The organism is Achromobacter sp. NCFB-sbj8-Ac1-l, from assembly GCF_052695805.1.
In genome coordinates this window covers 3,641,785-3,659,716 of the sequence record NZ_CP199812.1, presented here as the reverse complement: position 1 = coordinate 3,659,716, position 17,932 = coordinate 3,641,785, and the positions used below count along the sequence as shown (strand labels likewise).

The following is a 17,932-nucleotide window of genomic DNA, read 5'->3' as shown; positions in this document are numbered from 1 at the left end:
TCCTGTGTGTTTTTTATGGGGGCGCCAGTCGTCAGCCGTGGACGGCGACCTTGACCGGCAAACGGGCCAGCGCCTCGCGCAGCTGCTCCTTCAGCGGCGCGGGGGCGGTTGCGTCGACTTCTACGGCGACGTCAGGTTGCGCATCGGCCAGCACGCGCAGGACAGCACTGTCCGGCGGCAGGCCGGCGCTTTGCAGCACCCGCTCGACCACCGCCTGCACCGACACGGCCGTGGCCAGGCGGCGCAGGTCGGGCTTGTAGATCTTGCCCACGTTGGTCATGGGCATGTGTTCGAGCACGATGACCCGCTTGGGCCGCGCGGGGCCTTCGTCGACATGGGCGGCGGCATAGGCCACCAGGTCGGCTTCGGACACGTCGGCGCCCTCGGCCAGCGTGACGAAGGCGATGGGCAGTTCGCCAGCGTAGGGGTCGGGCGCGCCGACGGCGGCGCAGATGTGCACCGCGGGGTGCGTGGCCAGGGCGTCTTCGATGGTCTTGGGGTCGATGTTGTGGCCGCTGCGGATGATCAGGTCCTTGGCACGGCCTTGCAGGTGCAGACGGCCCTCGGCGTCCAGCACGCCCACGTCGCCGCTGATCAGCCAGCCGTCGTCGGTGAAGGCGCGCGCGGTGTCCTCGGGGTCGAGGAAACCCGGAATCACGTTGGGCGACTTGAACAGCAGCATGCCGGGCTGGCCCGGCGGCAGGTCGCGCGCGGGCTGGCCGGCGGGCGTGTCCAGCGCGGCCACGCGCACCTGCACGTAGGGCAGCGGAAAGCCCACGCAATTGACCGGAAAGCGCGAGCCCGGCGGCGTGATGGACGTGATGCCGGCCATTTCGGTCATGCCCAGGCTTTCGTTCACGTGCAGGCCGAACAGCCGTTCGAAGCGCGCAGCCAGCTCGGCCGGCAAGGGCGCGGCCCCCGTGCGGCAATAGCGCAGCGAGGAAATATCGGCCCCGGCCAGCGGAATGTCGGCCAGCGCGGCCAGGATGGTGGGCACGCCCTGCAGCGAGGTGGCGCGGTGGCGCTCGACCAGCCGCCAGTAGTTGCGCAGCACGTCGCGGTTGCGCAGCAGCAGCGTCGTGGGGATGACGGTCTGCACGCCGGCCGACAGCGCCGCCAGCGAGGCCGGCAGCACGCCCGCCACATGGAACAGCGGATAGCCGTTGATGACCACGTCGCCCGGCCCGGCGCCTTGCAGCTGCACGGCGGCCCAGGCGGTGAAGACCTGGTTGGCGTGGGTGTGGATGGCCAGCTTGGGCGCGCCGGTGGTGCCGCCCGTATGGAAATACGCCGCCACGTCTTCGGCGCGGATGACGCGTTCGCTGACCAGGCGGTCCATCGGCTGCCCGGCCCGCGCCGCGTTGAAGTCCTGCGCGAAGTCCGGCAGGGTGGGGCGCTGGTCGGGCGCCTCGTCGTGCGGCGCCACGCGCAGCAGCGTCTTCAGGGACGGCACGCGTTCGACCAGGCGCAGTGCCTTGGACCAGGCGCCGCATTCCGCGTCCGAGCCGTAGGCGATCAGCACCTTGGCTCCGGCGGTGGTCAAGAGCGAGGCCAGCTTGTCGTCGGTCAGCAGCGGGTTCAGGGGCTGCACGATGCCGGCGGCCTCGGTGCCCCACAGCGCCAGGTGGTATTCCAGGCAGCCGGGCAGCAGCACGCCCACCGCGTCGCGCGGCCCGACGCCCAGGCGATGCAGCAGGTTGGCGGTCTGGTGGATCCCGGCCAGCAGCTCGTTGTAGCTCCAGTGGATGGGCGAGTCGTCCGGGTCGGCGCTGCGCAGGAAGGTGAGCGCCTTGCGCGCGCCAAAGGCCGCGGCCGAATTGCGGAAGATCTCGTAGGTGCTTTGCACCGTCAGCGTGTCGGCCAGCGGCCGGGCCGCCAGGCGTGCGACGTCGGCGGCGGTCTTGACCGGAAACGGCGCCGAAAAGGGCGGGGCGATAGGCGGGGCGGCGTAGGCCTGGGTCATGGTCGTGTCCTTGCCGATCATGCCTGCCCCAGCGCGATGTAGCGCCGCAGGTGGTGGTCTTCGTCGCCCAGTTGGTGGTCGATCATGACCAGGCGCTTGGCGTAGTGCGCCAGCGGCAATTCCCAGGTCATGCCGATGCCGCCGTGCAGCTGGATGCTTTCTTCGGCCACCAGCGTGCCGATGCGGCCGATGGTGTATTTGGCGGCCGACAGCGCGCGTTCGCGGGTGACGCGGTCGGGGTGGTCCAGCGCCGCGGCGGCGTTGATGACCGCCGAACGCGCCTGCTCGATTTCCAGCAGCACGTCGGCCATGCGGTGTTGCAATGCCTGGAAGCTGCCGATGGGCACGCCGAACTGGCGGCGCGTGCGCAGGTATTCCAGGGTGGCGTCGCGGGCGCAGTCCATGGCGCCCACGGCCTCGGCGCACAGCGCCAGGATGCCGCGGCCGGTGGCGTGTTCCAGCACGGCGTAGCCGGCGCCGGCCTCGCCCAGCAGGCTGTCCGGGCCCAGGGCGACCTGCTCGAACGTGAGCTCGGCCGCGCGGCCGCCGTCGATCAGGCCATAGCCGCGCGCCGTCAGCCCCGGCGTGCCGGCGCTGACCAGGAACAGGCTGATGCCGGCCTCGTCATCGTCGGCGCCCGCCGTGCGGGCCGACACCAGGAACAGGTCGGCATGCTCGCCCGCCGCCACCACGGCCTTGGCGCCATTCAGGACCCAGCCGTCGCCGCTGCGTTCGGCGCGCGTGCGCACGTCGGACAGCGCGTAGCCGGATTGCGGCTCGGCCGCGGCCAGCGCGGCGGTGATGCCGCCGGCGATCAGGCCGTCCAGCGCGTCGCGTTGCGCGGCGTTGCCAGCCTGCGCGATGGCGCTGCCCACCATCAGGGCGTCCAGCAAGGGTTCGAGCACCAGGCCGCGGCCCAGCGCCTCGAACACCACGGTAATGTCAAAGCCCGCGCCGCCCAGGCCGCCGTGTTCTTCGGCGAACAGCGCGCCGATGGCGCCCAGTTCGGCGTAGCGGCGCCAGAAGTCGGGGCTGTAGCCTTGCGGCAGCCTGGCGTTGCGCTCGCGGGTGGCGAAGTCGTATTGCTCTGCGACAAAGCGGCGCAGCATGTCGGACAGCATGCGCCGGTCTTCGGTGTGTTCAAAGTTCATGGCCGGCCTTTACAGTCCCAGGATCATCTTCGAGATGATGTTCTTCTGGATTTCGTTGGAGCCGCCGAAGATCGACAGCTTGCGGTTGTTGAAGTACTGCGCCGCGGCGCTGTCGGCGCCGTCCGGGCCGATGGGCGCGGCGTCGTAGCCGTCGTGCAGCGCTTCGGGCACGAAGGGGCGGGCGTAGGGGCCCATGGCGCGGCGGTTCAGCGCCGTGATTTCCTGGCGGATCTGGGTGCCGCGGATCTTCAGCATCGAGCTTTCGGCGCCCGGCGCGCCACCGCCGGCCGCGGCCGCCACCACGCGCAGGTTGGTGGTGCGCATGTTGGCCAGTTCGATTTCCACCCGCGCCAGCCGGGCGGCAAAGTCCGGGTCCTGGTCCAGGGGCTTGCCGTTTTTCTTCTGGCTGGCCGCCACCGCCTTCAGGCGTTCGAGCGCGGCGGTGGATTGGCCCACGCCGGCAATGTTGGTGCGTTCGTAGGTCAACAGGTACTTGGCGCAGGTCCAGCCGCGGTTCTCTTCGCCCACCAGGTTCTCGACCGGCACGCGCACATCGGAAAAGAACACTTCGTTGACTTCGTGTTCGCCGTCCAGCGTGATGATGGGGCGCACTTCGATGCCGGGGCTGGCCATGTCGATCAGGAGAAAGCTGATGCCTTCCTGGCGCCGGCCTTCGCTGGACGTACGCACCAGGCAGAAGATCATGTTGGCGTACTGGCCCAGGGTGGTCCAGGTCTTCTGGCCATTGACGACGTAGTGGCGGCCGTCGTCGCTGCGTACGGCGGTGGTCTTGACCGAGGCCAGGTCCGAGCCCGCGCCGGGTTCGGAATAGCCCTGGCACCACCAGTCGGTGCCATCCAGGATGCGCGGCAGCCAGTGGCGCTTCTGGGCCTCGTTGCCGTACTTGATCAGCACCGGGCCCAGCATGCTCAGGCCGAACGGCACGATGCGCGGCGCGCCGGCCAGGGCGCATTCGTTGTCGAAGATGAACTTCTGCGTGGTGCTCCAGCCGGTGCCGCCATGCTCGACGGGCCAATGGCTGGCCAGCCAGCCCTGGCGGTTCAGGATGGCGTGCCATTCGACCATGTCGGCGCGCGCCAGCAGCTTGCCCTGGATGACCTTGTCCGACAGGCGCGTGGGCAGGTGGGCGGCCAGGAAGGCGCGCACTTCATCGCGGAAGGCGTTTTCTTCGGGGGTGAATTCCAGATCCATGACGCGGTTCCTCAGTAGATTTCAAACAGGCCGGCCGCGCCCATGCCGCCGCCCACGCACATCGTGACGACGGCGTAGCGCGCGCCGCGGCGGCGGCCTTCGATCAGCACGTGGCCGGCCAGGCGGGCGCCGGTGACGCCGAACGGGTGGCCCAGCGCGATCGAGCCGCCGTCCACGTTCAGGCGGTCCATGGGGATGCCCAGGCGTTCCTGGCAGTACAGGGCCTGCGAGGCAAAGGCTTCGTTCAGTTCCCACAGGTCGATGTCCTGGACTTTCAGGCCATGGCGGGCCAGCAGCTTGGGCACGGCGTAGACCGGGCCGATGCCCATTTCGTCGGGCTCGCAGCCGGCCACGGCCAGGCCGCGGAAGGCGCCCAGCGGTCGGATGCCGGCGCGCTTGGCTTCATCTGCTTCCATCAGCACGCAGGCCGCGGCGCCGTCGGACAGCTGCGAGGCGTTGCCGGCCGTGACGAACTGGCCGGCGCCGCGCACCGGGGCCAGCGCGGCCAGGGCCTCGTAGGTGGTGCCGGGGCGGTTGCAGGTGTCTTTGTCGATCGTCACTTCGCGCTCGGTCACGGCGCCGGTGGCGCGGTCGGTGACCGACATGGTGGTGGTGACGGCGATGATTTCCTCGCGATAGCGGCCGGCGGCCTGGGCCGCTTCGGTACGCGCCTGGCTTTGCGCGGCGAAGCGGTCTTGCGCCTCGCGGCTGATGCCATAGCGGGCCGCGACGATGTCGGCGGTCTCGATCATGGGCAGGTACAGCTCGGGCTTGTTGGCGACGATCCAGGGGTCCATGCCGCTGACGCCATCGTCGCGGGTGCGGATGTGCGACACGCATTCGACGCCGCCCGCGATCATGGCGGGCGCGCCGTCCATGACGATGCGCGCCGCGGCCGAGGCGATGGCCTGCAGGCCCGAGGCGCAATAGCGGTTGACGGTGGCGCCGCCGATGCTCACGGGCAGCCCGGCGCGGATGACGGCCTGGCGGCCGATGTTGCGGCCGGTGGCGCCTTCGGGGTAGCCGCAGCCCAGGATGGCGTCTTCGATCAGGGCCGGGTCGATGCCGCTGCGCTCGACGGCGGCGCGCACGGCGTGGGCGGCCAGCGTGGGGCCGGCGATCAGGTTGAATTCGCCGCGTTGCGCCTTGGTGATGGGCGTGCGGGCGGTGGAAACGATAACGGCTTCGCGCATGTCGGTATCCGGGTAGGTGAAAGGGGTGGGGCGTCAGCCGGCGGGGTTCAGGCTGGCGAAATCGCGTCCGGATTCGGCCAGCTGCACCAGCAGCGGCGACGGCTTCCAGAACGCCGGGTCTTCTTTCGCAAACGCGCGGATGTCGGCCAGCACGTTCGCCAGGCCCACGCGGTCGGCGTAGTGCATCGGCCCGCCGCGATAGCGCGGAAAGCCGTAGCCGGACAGGAACACCATGTCGATATCCGACGGGCGCAGCGCGATGCCCTGGTGCAGTACGTTGGCGGCTTCGTTGATCATGGCGGCCAGGTAGCGGCGCTGGATGTCTTCGTGGCTGAAGGGGCGCGGGGTGACCCCGGCGCGCTGGCGCTCGGCGTCGATAATGGCCAGCACGTCCGGGTCGGGCGTGCCGGTGCGCGCGCCATCGGGGTACAGGTAGAAGCCGCGGCCGGTCTTCTGGCCGAACCAGGCGCGTTCGCACAGGCGGTCGGGAATCTGCACGTAGCGCAGGGCCGGATCGCGGGTGGCGGCGCGGCGCTTGCGCGTGGCCCAGCCGATGTCGCCGCCGGCCAGGTCGGCCATCTGGTAGGGCCCCATGGGGTAGCCGAATTCACGCACGGCGGCATCGATGTCGTAGGGCGACGCGCCGTCTTCCATCATCATGTCGGCCGCCTGGCGGTGCACGGCCAGGATGCGGTTGCCGATGAAGCCGTCGCACACGCCCGCGCGCACCGGAATCTTGCGCAGCCGGCGGGCCAGTTCAAAGCCGGTGGCCACCGTGTCGGCGCCCGTCTCGCGACCCACCACCACTTCCAGCAGCTTCATGATGTTGGCCGGCGAAAAGAAGTGCAGCCCCAGCACGTCGGCCGGGCGGCCGGTGCCTTGGGCGATGCGGTCCACGTCCAGGTAGGACGTGTTGGTGGCCAGCACCGCGCCCGGCTTGGCCACGCGGTCCAGTTGCGCGAACACGGCCAGCTTGACGTCCATGTCCTCGAACACGGCCTCGATGATCAGGTCGGCGCCGGCCAGCGCGTCGTAGTGCGTGGCGCCGGTAAAGCGCGCCAGCCGCGCGCGGCGTTCGTCGGCCGTCATGCGGCCTTTTTTCACCAGCAGGTCGTAGACCTGTTCGACCCGCTTGCGGCCGCGCTCCAGCGCGGCGTCGTCCTGTTCGACCATGACGGTGGGCAGGCCGGCGTCCAGCAGCGCCACCACGATGCCCGCGCCCATGGTGCCGCCGCCGATCACGCCCACGGTGTCCAGCGGGCGCGGCTGGGCTTCTTTCAGTTCGGGAATCTTGGCGGTGTCGCGTTCGGCGAAAAAGGCGTGGATGAGGCCGGCGCGCTGCGGGCTGTCCAGGCATTGCAGGAACAGCGCGCGTTCGGTGCGCAGGCCTTCGTCGAAGGGCTGCTCGATGGCGGCGCGCACGGCCTCGACGATCTTGGCGGGCGAGAACAGGCCGCGGGCGGTGCTCGCGACCTGCTGGCTGGCGGCGTTGACGGCAGCCAGCGCGGCGGCCTTGTCGTCCAGGGCGCGGCCATCGCGGCTGCGGCGCGGCTGGGCGCCTTGCGCCAGCAGGCGGCGGGCGTAGTCCAGGCCGGCGGCCAGCGGGTCGGCGCCGGAGGCGAGTTCGTCGACCAGCCCGGCGGCCAGCGCCGCCTGCGCGGCCAGCGGCTTGCCGGACAGCATCAGGTCCAGCGCGGCCTGCGCGCCGATCAGGCGCGGCGTGCGCTGGGTGCCGCCGGCACCGGGCAACAGGCCCAGCGTGACCTCGGGCAGGCCCAGCTTGGCGCTGGCCAGCGCCACGCGGTAATGCGCAGCCAGCGCGACTTCCAGGCCGCCGCCCAGCGCGGCGCCTTGCAGCACCGCCACCACCGGCTTGGCGCAGGCTTCGATGCGGTTGCAGACGTCGGGCAGGCTGGGCGGCACGGGCGGCTTGCCGAATTCGCGGATGTCGGCGCCGGCAATGAAGTTCTTGCCTGCGCCGGTCAGCAGCACCGCCCGGACCTGCGGGTCGGCCTCGGCCTCGGCGATGGCGCGGGCGAGGCCGCCGCGCACCGCGAAACTGAGGGCATTGACGGGGGGATGGTCGAGGGTGACGACAAGAATGTCGCCGTCGCGGCGCGTGTGCACCGCGCCGGCGTTTGCGCTGGCTGTCATGGGACAGTGTCTCCGGTAGGGCTCGCCGCCCGCGCTGGCCTGGCCAGGGTGCGCCGACATTGAATCGCGCGGGGCTTTTCAAGCAGGTCGGCACGCCCCGGAGGGGGACGCGGCGCAGTCACGGCGCCTGGCGGGCCAGGGACGGCCCGTCTTGTATTCGCTTATTCTTTCCCAGTAAAGAAGTCTTGACAATGACATCAATAATTGACATTGATGATAAAAAAAATTGACAATCCGCCGAGGAGATTCGACATGGACACCAAAGCCCTGACCCTGCTGGTAGAGATCCTGGACGCCGGCAACCTCAGCGAGGCCGCGCGCCGCCTGAAAATGACCCGCGCCAACGTCAGCTACCACCTGACCCAGCTCGAGCGCGCCGTCGGCATGCAACTGTTGCGCCGCACGACGCGCCACGTCGAACCCACGGAAATCGGACTGAAGCTGTACCAGCACGGCCGCAGCATCCAGGACGAACTCGCGGCGGCGCGCGAAGCCGTCGAAAGCCTGGGCAAGACGCCGCAGGGCAAGGTGCGCCTGAGCGTGCCCAGCGGCTACGGCCAGTTCGTCATGACCCCGTGGCTGCTGGAATTCAAGAAGACCTATCCCGACATCGTGCTGGACGTGCTGTTCGAGAACAGCGTCGACGACCTGCTGCGCGACGAGGTCGACATCGCGGTGCGCATCATGTCCGAGCCGCCGCAGAACCTGGTGGCGCGCGAGCTGGGGCAGGTGCGCTACGTGGCCTGCGCATCGCCGGATTTCGCTGCCACGCGCGGCCTGCCGGCCCGGCCTGAAGACCTGACCCGATTGCCGGTCATCAGCGCCGCCGTCATCGGCAGGCCGCTGCGCCTGTCGGCCTACTACGGCGGGCAGCCGCGCCAGCACGTGGTGCTGGAACCCACCATCATCTCGCGCAACTACGCCTTCCTGCGCGACGCCATGCTGGCCGGCCTGGGGGTGGGCGTGGTGCCGGACTACGTGGTGCATGACGACGTGGCGCGCGGCGACCTGGTGGCCGCGCTGCCGCAATGGCGCCTGAGCATCTTCGGGCGCGGCATGTACATGCTGTACATGCCCAACCGGCATCACCCGCGCGCCATCGCCATGCTGATCGAATTCATCCAGCAGCGCGCCCAGGCGGCACACGAAGGGCGGCCGGGGTTGCTGGGGACGGGCGAGTAGCGGCCGCGCCGCCCGTCACGCCGTGCCGCCGTTTCCTGGCGGCAGGCGTGAATCAGGGCTGGGGCGAAGGGCAGGGCCAGGACAGGGAGGGGGCGGAGCGGGTCGGGTTATCGAGGTTTGACAAAAAGAAACATAATGATAAAAATCCCGTCGTCGTTCCGATCCATTGCGGGCCTTTTCTTGCGGAGCAAGTATGGCTTTCATGTTCTTACGCCGGGTCCTGTCCGGCAAGTTGCGGCTGGGCATGCTGGGGGGGGTCGGACTGCTGGCCGGGTGCGCGGGCGGCGAGCCCCGTATCGGCGACAGCTACACCGTGCATACGCCCATCTACGCGGATAACCGAATCTTCTATCTGAAGCCGGCCGCCAACCCCGCCGAGTCCGTACGAACGCTGGAGCTGGCCGGCACGCCGGTGTCGGCCTTTGAGCAGTCCACCGTGGTGCAGGCCAACGCGCCGCTGTCGATCATGATGCGGTCGGTCGATATCCCGGCCCTGCGGAACGCCAACGGCAACAAGACTGCCGGCATCGACGGGCCGGCGGACTACGCCGTGATCCTGGACATCGCGGCCAAGGAGGACGGCAGCAACCAGTCCATCGTGGTCTGGTATCAACGTGGCGTGCAGCCCGACCAGTCCTTGAATTTCTCTAACCTGCTGGTCTATTACGTGCAGCGCTGGGACGAGCGCGTGGCGCCATCGTTCCGGCTGCGGGTGATGGATGTCACCACCGAGCGCAACGCCGAGACCTTGCGCGCCCTGCAACGGGCGCAGGGCGTGGCCAGTGGCGCGGCCAGCCTGGCCAACAACCCGCTGGTGTCTCCGCTGGTGGGCGTGGCGTTTACCGCCGCCGAACTGGTGCTGGCCAACCAGCGCAACCGCATGGTGCTGGACTACAGCGTGCAGCTGTATTCGCAGGCGGCGGTCAACCAGGCAGCCGGTTCCGACCTGGGGCTGCTCAAGCAGGGTACGTACGTGGTGGTGGGCCGGCCGGTGGGCGGCCCGCGCGCGTTCTGGGAAAAGCCGCTGCGCTACAACATCCGCACCAACCAGGCGCTGGACGGCGACACGCCGCTGAACGTGCCGACCGCGCTGGTGTCGGTGGGCACCTTTGAAAGCATCGTGCCCAAGTCCGTGCTGGAAAAATCGGTGGCCCTGACGGCGCTGCTGGGCAAGGTGGGAACGGGAGCCTCGATCGAGCAGGTCAGCGATGCGCAGAGCCGCCTGGAGGCGGCGTTGACCGCGTACACCTTGGGCGAGCGCCTGGCGCGCTATCGCGATGACAAGACGCTGATCCTGATATCGGAAAAACTGAACGACGACTTCTTCGCCAAAGCGTTGGGCAGCGAAGAGGAATTCCTGCTGCTGCGTGGCCTGAACGCCTGCTACAAGCCGAAAGCGCAGTTCACCCGTGTGGAAGAATTCCTCAAATTCCATGACAAACCGGAGGGCAAGGCATGCGCTGCAAGAACCTAGCGTTGCGCCAGGCCGAAGGCGGGGGGATGTTCCGGCCGCTGCTGGGGTGGCTGTGGCCGGCTTTGGTCGTGTTGTTGCTCGGCGGCTGTACATCGGCCTCCGGCCCGGCCAGGCACACCGCCGCGCCGCCTGCGCCGGCCCCCACGGGGCCGACCGAGCCTGCGTCGCCGTCCGGCGCGGCGGGCGGCTGGAACGCCCAGCCCGCGTCGGTCATACCGTTGACGGGCCTGTTTTCCCATCGTTTGCTGGCGCCTCCGCTGCAATTGGTGCAGTTGCCCCTGGCCGGCAACACGCCAACCGTGCTTGCCGCGATGCAGCGCTTTGCCGCCGCTGTGCCGGCGGCGCTGGAACAGCGCGAACTGCTGTACGCGCAGACCTCACAGGAGCCGCAAGAAGGTTGGCTCACGCTGATGGCGCGGTCCGAAGGCGTGGACTGGGTCTTCGGTCTGCAGTTCAACGTGGACGAGGGCGGCCGCACGTTGACGCTGCGACTGCGTACGGCGGGGGCGGCCAATATCGCCAATCCGCAGGGCAAGAAGATGGATGGCCACATCAATACGCTGGGCCAGGTGGTGCCGCGCTTGTTCATGGATTGAGGTGGCGAGGCTGCCAGGGCCGTGGGCTGTCGTGCCGCGTCCGCCGCTCTGGTATAACGCGCAGACGCCCGTGCCCAGGTCAGGGCGCACGCCAACGCTGAACCCAAGAGAGGCAACCCCGTGCCGCAACCCCTTACCGGCCGCCACCTGCTGGCCCAGACGCTGCGCCAGTTCACCCGCCAGGTCCCCGGCATGTTCACCGCCGCGCCGCTGGCGTTCATGCTCTTTGTGATGTCGCTGCCCGGCGCGTTGCTGCTCGATCAGATCGGCGGCCCGCGTGAACGCTGGCTGCTGGCGGCCGCCATCGTCTGCCTGCTGTCGCTGGCGCGGCTGGTGGTGGCCTGGCAGCACTACCTGACCGAATCCCCGGCCAGGCCGCCGCTGCGTCTCGATGGCGCCCACCTGCGGGTACTGGCGCTGCTGACCGGCGTGGCGGCGCTGATCGTGGGCCTGAAGTCATTCAGCACGTCGCTGGGCGTGGCCCTGTATTTCAAGATGGCCGGCACGCCGAGCACGGTCTTGCTGACGCTCATGCTGCTCCTGTGGCTGGCGATCTGGCTGCCCGTGATGCACCGGCTGGGCGCCTGGTCGCTCAGTTTGCCCCAGGCGGCCCTGGCGGGCCGCTACGGGCTGGGCCAATCGCGCCGCTGGCTGCGCGGCCGGGTCTGGCCGTTTGCGGCCTTGCTGTTGCTGTTGACCGCATCCACCGCCATTGCCACCGGTTCGCTGACCAAGGCGCTGCGCACGCGCTGGTTCGATGCGATCGCCACCGGGGCGGGCGCCCTGATCATCACGCTGGTGCTGGTGCTGGCGTTCGCCATCCAGTGCGCCATCGCGTACCGGGATCGGGGCGAGGCCTGAGGTTCACCGCCTTCAACCGTGTTCGGCCAACAACGTCGCCAGCGCCGCGGCGGCGCCCGTCAGGTCGGGCAAGACGGTGGCGCCGCGCGCCGCCAGGGCTTGCGCCGTCGACCCCACGCCCAGGAACCGCAGGCCCAACTGCCGGGCGACTTGCAGGTCCCACAGGCCATCGCCCATCGACACCACCACGCCGTTCCGCGTCTGCGGATGGGCACGGCGCGCGTGCGCAATGGCTCGGGCCACCAGGGCATCGCGCGCCGGTTCTTCGCTGGCGGTGAACAGGGCAGCGTCCGAAAACGGAATGCCTGCGGCCTGCAGCTTCACGCCGCTGACCGCGCGCACGCCGCCGGTGGCGAACACCACGGCCCAGGCGGAATCCGCCAGGCCATGCACGAAGTCGGCAGCGCCCGGGATGGGCTGAATGGGCGCGGCCGGCTTAGGCGCTGCCGGCGTAGGCGCTGCCGCCAGTTCATCCAGAAAGCGCCGCGCCAGGTCCTGTTCGAACGCCATCAACTGCCCGGCTGACGGCTCGGCCCGTCCGTTCATGGCCAGCGCATGGCGCAGGATGCCGGTGTCGGTGTGATGCGGATACGCGCCCCAGTCCGTCTCCAGCGCCGGCAGCGCCAGGGCCTGCATGGCGCCCAGGAAGGCGCGCTGGTGCAACGCCACGGTGTCGGTCAGGGTGCCGTCGATGTCCAGCACCAGAATATGATTCTTCACGTCGTTCCTCGCGGGCAATGTCAAAATCCGCATTCTGGGAACGGGCGCCGGCCGCGATGGCGGCGCCTCGGACAATGACTACGCCGTTTCGGACAGCCGACGGCGGCTCGGGACGACAGCGCGATGACGGCGCCCAAAAGCAGCAACCAGATCGACTACCAGGGGCTGGACCGCCCGCTGGGCGCGATGCCCAAGGAATACCCCGACGGCCATCACAGCCGGCCGCACCAGCATCCACGCGACCAGCTGATGTACGCCGTGCAGGGCGTGATGCAGGTGCGCGCGGCGGGCAGCCTGTGGCTGGTGCCGCCGCGCACGGCGCTGTGGATGCCGGCCGGCGTGGTGCACGAGACTCGCATGCGCGGCAAGGTGTCGCTGCGCACCGCCTATCTCGCGCCGGGCCTGGGCGGCGGGCGCGGGCCCACGTTGACCGGCGTGTCGCCGCTGCTGCACGAATTGCTGCTGCGGGCGGTGGACATGCCGATGGACTACGACGAGGCCGGCAAGGACGGCCTGATCGCCCGACTGCTGATGCAGGAGATCGACTGGCGCGGCCTGGCGCACCTGGACATGCCCTGGCCGGTGGATGCCCGTCTGCGCCGCATCCACGACCATCTGCTGCGCCATCCGGCCGACGCCGACGGCCTGGCCGCCTGGGCCGACCGGCTGGGCCTGTCCGAACGCACCCTGGCGCGGCTGTTCGTGCGCGAACTGGGCATGGGCTTTACCGCCTGGCGCCACCGGCTGCGCCTGATGGTGGCGCTCAGCCGGCTGGGGCAGGGCGCGCCGGTGGGTGTGGTGGCGCACGAAACCGGCTACGCAACGGCCAGCGCCTTTGCCGCGATGTTCAAGCGCCTGACCGGCCGCCTGCCGTCGGATCAGGCGCGCCGCACCAGCGCGCTGGCGCCGGCATAGACGGCCGTCGCACCCAGTTCGCGTTCGATGCGCAGCAGGCGGTTGTACTTGGCCGTGCGGTCGGCGCGCGACAGCGAGCCGGTCTTGATCATGCCGCAGTTGGCCGCCACTGCCAGGTCGGCAATCGTGGTGTCTTCGGTTTCGCCCGAGCGGTGCGACATGACCACGCCATAGCCCGTGCGGCGCGCCAGCGCCAGCACGCGCCAGGTTTCGCTCAGGGTGCCGATCTGGTTGATCTTCACCAGGATCGCGTTGCCGATGCCTTGTTCGATGCCGGCCTGGAACAGCTCGGGGTTGGTGCAGAACACGTCGTCGCCGACCAGCTGGCAGGTGTTGCCCAGCGTGGCGCCCAGCACCTTCCAGCCGGTGGCGTCGTCTTCGGCCATGCCGTCCTCGATCGACACAATGGGGTAGTCGCGCACCAGGCCGGCCAGGTAGTGCACTTGCTGTTCGGGGCTGCGCAGCAGGTTCTCGCCGTGGTAGCGATAGCCTTCGGCGCCATGGAATTCACTGGCGGCCGGGTCCAGCGCCAGTGCGATGTCGGCGCCGGGGCGCAGGCCCGCCTGTTCGATGGCGGCCATGATGAAGTCCAGCGCCTCGGGCGCGTTGCGCAGGGTGGGCGCAAAGCCGCCTTCGTCGCCGACGTTGACGCTGTGGCCCGCCGCCTTGAGCGCGTGGCGCAGTGTGTGGAACACCTCGGCGCCCATGCGCAGGGCTTCGCAAAAGCTGTCCGCGCCCACCGGCAGGATCATGAATTCCTGGAAATCCAGCGGGTTGTCGGCGTGCGCGCCGCCGTTGATGATGTTGATCATGGGTACGGGCAGCGTCTGCGCCTGCACGCCGCCCACGTGGCGCCACAACGGCAGGCCCTGGCTGGCCGCCGCTGCGTGCGCCACTGCCAGCGACACGCCCAGCAGCGCGTTGGCGCCCAGGCGGCTCTTGTCGGCGGTGCCGTCCAGCGCGATCAGGGTCTGGTCGATCTCGGCCTGCTGGTCGGCGCGCAGGCCCACGAGCGCGGCGCGCAGTTCGGTATTGACGGCGTTGACCGCGCCCAGCACGCCCTTGCCCAGGTAGCGGGCGGCGTCGCCGTCGCGCTTTTCCAGGGCTTCGCGCTGGCCGGTGGACGCGCCGGACGGCACCAGGGCCAGGCCGCGCGCGCCATCGTCCAGGCGCACTTCGACTTCAACGGTGGGGTTGCCGCGGCTGTCCAGCGCCTCGTGGGCGGTCAGGTGGGTGATGTGCATGGCGTGGGGCTCCAGATAAAGAAAGGTCAGTTAATTGAAAGTAATGCCGTACCGGGCCGCTGCGCTGGCCGCGTCACCGTAAGCCGCGCGTGATGGCTTGAACGGGCGGGCAGCACGCTTTGAACAGCCCTGATTGCAATGTCGCCATGCTAAAAACAGGCCATGCTGCCGACAATGCAGTTTTTCTGCCTATCCGTCAGTTTTCTTGACGAATAGGCGGCCGAACCTCGCGGCCGCCGCCTGCGCCCAACCCTGCCACCGTCCCTCACGCCATGCGCCAATTGCCCCCGCTATCCGCCGTCCGCGCCTTCGAAGCCATTGCCCGCAGCGGCTCGGTCACGCGCGCCGCCGAAGAACTGTGCCGCAGCCACGGCGCCATCAGCCGGCACCTGCGCCTGTTGCAGGAACATGCGGGCGTGGCGCTGTTCGAGAAAGACGGCACGGGCCTGCGCCTGACCCAGGCCGGCGCCACCTTCTACGCCTCGGTGCGGGCCGCGTTCGACCAGCTGGAAAACGCCTACGAGCGCCTGGCCCGCGAGTCGCAGGCGCCCGGGCTGCACGTGGCGTGCAGCGCCACCTTCGCCATGCGCTGGCTGGTGCCGCAGCTGGCCGTGTTCTATCGCAAGCACCCGGACATCCGCATCCGCCTGTCGATGACGTCGGCGCGCGAAATGCGCAACGAAGGCGCCGACCTGATCCTGGCCTGGGACCTGTCCGGCTACGCCGAGGCCGACCGGCGCCAGGCGCTGCCTTTGGCGCCGGTGCGTTTTGGCGCGGTGTGCACGCCGGCCTATGCCCGCAAGAAGCCCGCGTCGCGGGTGCGCATCGCGCATGAATACACCTCCAGCGCCTGGAACCAATGGGAAGCCATCACCGGCCAGCCGGCGGCCCAGGGCGGCACACTGGCGTTTCCGCACACCCACCTGTGCATCGAGGCCGCGTTGTCCGGCCTGGGCGTGGCGCTGGTCGAGCGGCGCCTGATCGCGCGTGAACTGCAAGACGGCCAACTGGTGGCGCCTTACGGCTTCGTGCCGTTCGACGGCGGCCTGCGCGCGGTGCCGGCCGCCGGCCGCACGCGCACGGCCCATGCCGACGCCTTCATCGCCTGGCTGCGCGGCGCGTTGGCCGAGGCGGGCGATTGATCCCGCCGACCGACAGGCTTGGTATGCTGGGCCTCGCGTTCCCGCCGGAGACCTCATGACCGCAACACCATCGTCCGCCCGCTCGTCCGCGACCCATTCCGCGCTGGCTTCGCAGGCGCGCCGCACGCAGTTGCGGCGCATGAAGATCGCCGCGCTGGCGCTGCTGGTGGCGATGATCAGCGGCTTCATCACCAGCCACGTCATGGGCGGGCAGGGCGCCTGGGCCTGGGTGCGGGCCTTCTGCGAAGCCGCCACGGTGGGCGCGCTGGCCGACTGGTTCGCCGTGGTGGCGCTGTTTCGCCGGCCCATGGGCCTGCCCATTCCGCACACCGCCATCATTCCCAGCAACAAAGACCGCATCGGCGACAACCTGGCGGTGTTCGTACGCGACCATTTCCTGGATCCGGACACGCTGATGGAAAAGCTGCGCGTGTTCGACCCGGCCGCGCGCCTGTCGCGCTGGCTGGCCCGCCCCAAGCAGGCGCATGCCCTGAGCGACGGCGCGCGCCGCGTCGCGCTGCAAACGCTGGACCTGCTGGACGACCAGGCCGTGCGCGGCGTGATCCAGGAATTCGTGGTCAAGAACCTGCGCCGCTGGGACGCCGCCGGCACCGCGGGCGAGGTGCTGGGCCTGTTGACCCGCGACGGCCGCCACCAGGAACTGCTGGACGCCGCGATGGAGCGCCTGGGCGGGTACCTGGGCGACGACGACGTGAAAGAACGCGCCTCGGCACTGCTGGTGAAGTTTGCCCGCAAGGAATGGCCGCGCATCATCTCGGCGGTGGACGTCATCGCCTCGGTCGACGGCATTGCCGACAACCTGGCCGACCGGCTGGCGCGCGCGCTGGTGCAGGAACTGCGCGACGTGCTGTCCGAACCGAGCCACCCGGTGCGGCGCGACTACGAGGCCTGGGTACTGGACTACATCGAGCGCCTGCGCACCGATCCGGCGCTGGCCGAGCAGGTCGAAGCCCTGAAGCAGCGCGCCATCGACCACCCCAAGGTGCAGGAATACGTGCAGGGCCTGTGGGACGACATCCACGCCGCGCTGCGCCGCGACCTGGCCGACGAGCAGTCGGCCCTGGCCGCGCACCTGGAAAGCGCCTTGCTCGCGCTGGCCCGCAAGCTGGGCGAAGACCCGGACCTGCGCGAGGCCATCAACAACCATGTGCTGGGCGCCGCGCGCCGCCTGACCGGCCGCCTGCGCATCGGCGTCACCGAACACATCTCACGCACCGTCAAGCTGTGGGACGAGCGCCATCTGGTCGACGAACTGGAATTGAGCGTGGGGCGCGACCTGCAATACATCCGCTTCAACGGCACGCTGGTGGGCGGGCTGATCGGCGTGCTGCTGCATGCCGGGGTGCTGCTGGTGGGCAGTTAGGACCCGGCGTTTACCGGGCGTGCGGGGCCGAAATGCCGGCCGGCAACGGCCTGTTACCCCGGATGTATCAGGAATGAAGATTGCTGGCGAAGCGCCGCGCCCCGGTGCTATTGTCTTTCGCAGTCTCCGGCGCCTGGCGACAGGGCCGCAGACCCAGCACCGCCCACCCGGGCGGCGCGCAACCGGCGCAAGATCCCAGGAGGCAAGTCCATGAAGAAAATCTCGATACTTGTTGCAACGCTGACACTGGCCGGCGCCTCGGCCGCGGCCCAGGCCGAGAACGTCGCGATGTCGTTCCTGACCGCCGACGGCGTGGGTAAAAGCGCAGGCACCATTTCACTCAAGCAGACCAAGGCCGGCCTGCAGTTGACCCCCAACCTGACGGGCCTGCCGCCCGGCGAACACGGCTTTCACGTGCACGAAAAAGGCTCGTGCGACCCTGGCATGGTGAACGGCCAGATGGCGCCCGGGGGCGCGGCCGGCGGCCACCTGGACCCGCACGGCACCAAGGCCCACAAGGGCCCCGAAGCCACCGATGGCCACACGGGCGACTTGCCCTTCATCGTGGTGGCCGCCAACGGCACGGCCAAGCAGGCCGTGGTGGCGCCGCACCTGAAGCTGGCCGACGTGAAAAAGCACGCGCTGATGATCCACGTGGGCGGCGACAACTACAGCGACACGCCCCAGCCGCTGGGCGGCGGAGGCGGGCGTCTCGTCTGCGGCGTGGTGAAGTAAAGGTCT

15 protein-coding genes are annotated in these 17,932 nt (G+C 69.6%); 8 read left to right on the top strand and 7 right to left on the bottom strand.

What is annotated here, in order from left to right:
• Positions 1-31: 31 nt before the first annotated feature.
• From ACUDP5_RS16700 to ACUDP5_RS16680, 5 genes are read right to left on the bottom strand one after another with little or no spacing between them, the layout of a single operon-like run.
• Positions 32-1,963 carry an acyl-CoA synthetase gene (locus ACUDP5_RS16700; RefSeq protein ID WP_445659180.1) on the bottom strand — a complete coding sequence of 644 codons (1,932 nt, stop codon included), beginning with the start codon at positions 1,961-1,963 and terminating at the stop codon, positions 32-34.
• 17 nt (positions 1,964-1,980) lie between these two features.
• Entirely contained in the window at positions 1,981-3,114 is a 1,134-nt protein-coding gene (locus ACUDP5_RS16695; protein ID WP_445656634.1) for an acyl-CoA dehydrogenase family protein, read from the bottom strand.
• 9 nt (positions 3,115-3,123) lie between these two features.
• The gene (locus ACUDP5_RS16690) at positions 3,124-4,326 is read right to left on the bottom strand and encodes an acyl-CoA dehydrogenase family protein (protein WP_263914495.1); all 1,203 of its coding nucleotides are present in this window, start codon (positions 4,324-4,326) and stop codon (positions 3,124-3,126) included.
• Positions 4,327-4,337: 11 nt separating this feature from the next.
• Positions 4,338-5,519 (bottom strand): acetyl-CoA C-acyltransferase, encoded by a 1,182-nt coding sequence (locus ACUDP5_RS16685; protein WP_175220413.1) that lies wholly within the window; start codon positions 5,517-5,519, stop codon positions 4,338-4,340.
• A gap of 33 nt (positions 5,520-5,552) precedes the next feature.
• On the bottom strand, positions 5,553-7,673 hold the full coding sequence (locus tag ACUDP5_RS16680) for a 3-hydroxyacyl-CoA dehydrogenase NAD-binding domain-containing protein (protein ID WP_445656633.1): 2,121 nt from the start codon (positions 7,671-7,673) through the stop codon (positions 5,553-5,555).
• Between the two features lie 252 nt (positions 7,674-7,925).
• Between ACUDP5_RS16680 and ACUDP5_RS16675 the strand changes: the two genes are divergently transcribed.
• The 4 genes from ACUDP5_RS16675 (at position 7,926) to ACUDP5_RS16660 (ending at position 11,786) form a co-directional block, all read left to right on the top strand.
• Positions 7,926-8,855, top strand: a complete 930-nt coding sequence (locus tag ACUDP5_RS16675) for a LysR family transcriptional regulator (protein ID WP_263914498.1) — start codon at positions 7,926-7,928, stop codon at positions 8,853-8,855.
• A 193-nt stretch (positions 8,856-9,048) separates the two neighbouring features.
• Positions 9,049-10,329 carry a hypothetical protein gene (locus ACUDP5_RS16670; RefSeq protein ID WP_445656632.1) on the top strand — a complete coding sequence of 427 codons (1,281 nt, stop codon included), beginning with the start codon at positions 9,049-9,051 and terminating at the stop codon, positions 10,327-10,329.
• Positions 10,311-10,925, top strand: a complete 615-nt coding sequence (locus ACUDP5_RS16665) for a hypothetical protein (RefSeq protein ID WP_445656631.1) — start codon at positions 10,311-10,313, stop codon at positions 10,923-10,925. Before ACUDP5_RS16670 ends, ACUDP5_RS16665 begins: the two co-directional genes overlap by 19 nt.
• Positions 10,926-11,045: 120 nt before the next feature.
• Positions 11,046-11,786 (top strand): hypothetical protein, encoded by a 741-nt coding sequence (locus ACUDP5_RS16660; RefSeq protein WP_445656630.1) that lies wholly within the window; start codon positions 11,046-11,048, stop codon positions 11,784-11,786.
• A 12-nt stretch (positions 11,787-11,798) separates the two neighbouring features.
• Here ACUDP5_RS16660 and ACUDP5_RS16655 read toward each other — a convergent pair whose 3' ends face one another.
• Positions 11,799-12,506, bottom strand: coding sequence for an HAD family hydrolase (locus tag ACUDP5_RS16655; RefSeq protein ID WP_445656629.1), 708 nt, complete (start codon positions 12,504-12,506; stop codon positions 11,799-11,801).
• A gap of 123 nt (positions 12,507-12,629) precedes the next feature.
• On the opposite strand from ACUDP5_RS16655, the gene ACUDP5_RS16650 reads away from it, so the two are divergent.
• Entirely contained in the window at positions 12,630-13,421 is a 792-nt protein-coding gene (locus ACUDP5_RS16650; protein ID WP_445656628.1) for an AraC family transcriptional regulator, read from the top strand.
• Here ACUDP5_RS16650 and eno read toward each other — a convergent pair.
• Positions 13,385-14,665: a phosphopyruvate hydratase gene (gene eno / locus ACUDP5_RS16645; protein ID WP_445656627.1), complete on the bottom strand. Its 1,281-nt coding sequence runs from the start codon at positions 14,663-14,665 to the stop codon at positions 13,385-13,387. The genes ACUDP5_RS16650 and eno overlap by 37 nt on opposite strands.
• 272 nt (positions 14,666-14,937) lie before the next feature.
• Here eno and ACUDP5_RS16640 point away from each other — a divergent pair, with 272 nt between their 5' ends.
• From ACUDP5_RS16640 to sodC, 3 genes are all read left to right on the top strand, one after another.
• Positions 14,938-15,807: a LysR substrate-binding domain-containing protein gene (locus tag ACUDP5_RS16640; protein WP_445656626.1), complete on the top strand. Its 870-nt coding sequence runs from the start codon at positions 14,938-14,940 to the stop codon at positions 15,805-15,807.
• Positions 15,808-15,946: 139 nt separating this feature from the next.
• Entirely contained in the window at positions 15,947-17,191 is a 1,245-nt protein-coding gene (locus tag ACUDP5_RS16635) for a DUF445 domain-containing protein (protein ID WP_445659179.1), read from the top strand.
• A gap of 210 nt (positions 17,192-17,401) precedes the next feature.
• Positions 17,402-17,926, top strand: a complete 525-nt coding sequence (sodC, locus tag ACUDP5_RS16630; RefSeq protein WP_263914507.1) for a superoxide dismutase [Cu-Zn] SodC — start codon at positions 17,402-17,404, stop codon at positions 17,924-17,926.
• The last annotated feature ends 6 nt before the right edge of the window (positions 17,927-17,932 follow it).

What these genes read in the sequence shown, in the direction of transcription:
- ACUDP5_RS16700 (WP_445659180.1), bottom strand. Translation starts at nt 1,963, where the DNA reads ATGACCCAGGCCTACGCCGCCCCGCCTATCGCCCCGCCCTTTTCGGCG.
- ACUDP5_RS16695 (WP_445656634.1), bottom strand. Translation starts at nt 3,114, where the DNA reads ATGAACTTTGAACACACCGAAGACCGGCGCATGCTGTCCGACATGCTG.
- ACUDP5_RS16690 (WP_263914495.1), bottom strand. Translation starts at nt 4,326, where the DNA reads ATGGATCTGGAATTCACCCCCGAAGAAAACGCCTTCCGCGATGAAGTG.
- ACUDP5_RS16685 (WP_175220413.1), bottom strand. Translation starts at nt 5,519, where the DNA reads ATGCGCGAAGCCGTTATCGTTTCCACCGCCCGCACGCCCATCACCAAG.
- ACUDP5_RS16680 (WP_445656633.1), bottom strand. Translation starts at nt 7,673, where the DNA reads ATGACAGCCAGCGCAAACGCCGGCGCGGTGCACACGCGCCGCGACGGC.
- ACUDP5_RS16675 (WP_263914498.1), top strand. Translation starts at nt 7,926, where the DNA reads ATGGACACCAAAGCCCTGACCCTGCTGGTAGAGATCCTGGACGCCGGC.
- ACUDP5_RS16670 (WP_445656632.1), top strand. Translation starts at nt 9,049, where the DNA reads ATGGCTTTCATGTTCTTACGCCGGGTCCTGTCCGGCAAGTTGCGGCTG.
- ACUDP5_RS16665 (WP_445656631.1), top strand. Translation starts at nt 10,311, where the DNA reads ATGCGCTGCAAGAACCTAGCGTTGCGCCAGGCCGAAGGCGGGGGGATG.
- ACUDP5_RS16650 (WP_445656628.1), top strand. Translation starts at nt 12,630, where the DNA reads ATGACGGCGCCCAAAAGCAGCAACCAGATCGACTACCAGGGGCTGGAC.
- eno (WP_445656627.1), bottom strand. Translation starts at nt 14,665, where the DNA reads ATGCACATCACCCACCTGACCGCCCACGAGGCGCTGGACAGCCGCGGC.
- ACUDP5_RS16640 (WP_445656626.1), top strand. Translation starts at nt 14,938, where the DNA reads ATGCGCCAATTGCCCCCGCTATCCGCCGTCCGCGCCTTCGAAGCCATT.
- ACUDP5_RS16635 (WP_445659179.1), top strand. Translation starts at nt 15,947, where the DNA reads ATGAAGATCGCCGCGCTGGCGCTGCTGGTGGCGATGATCAGCGGCTTC.
- sodC (WP_263914507.1), top strand. Translation starts at nt 17,402, where the DNA reads ATGAAGAAAATCTCGATACTTGTTGCAACGCTGACACTGGCCGGCGCC.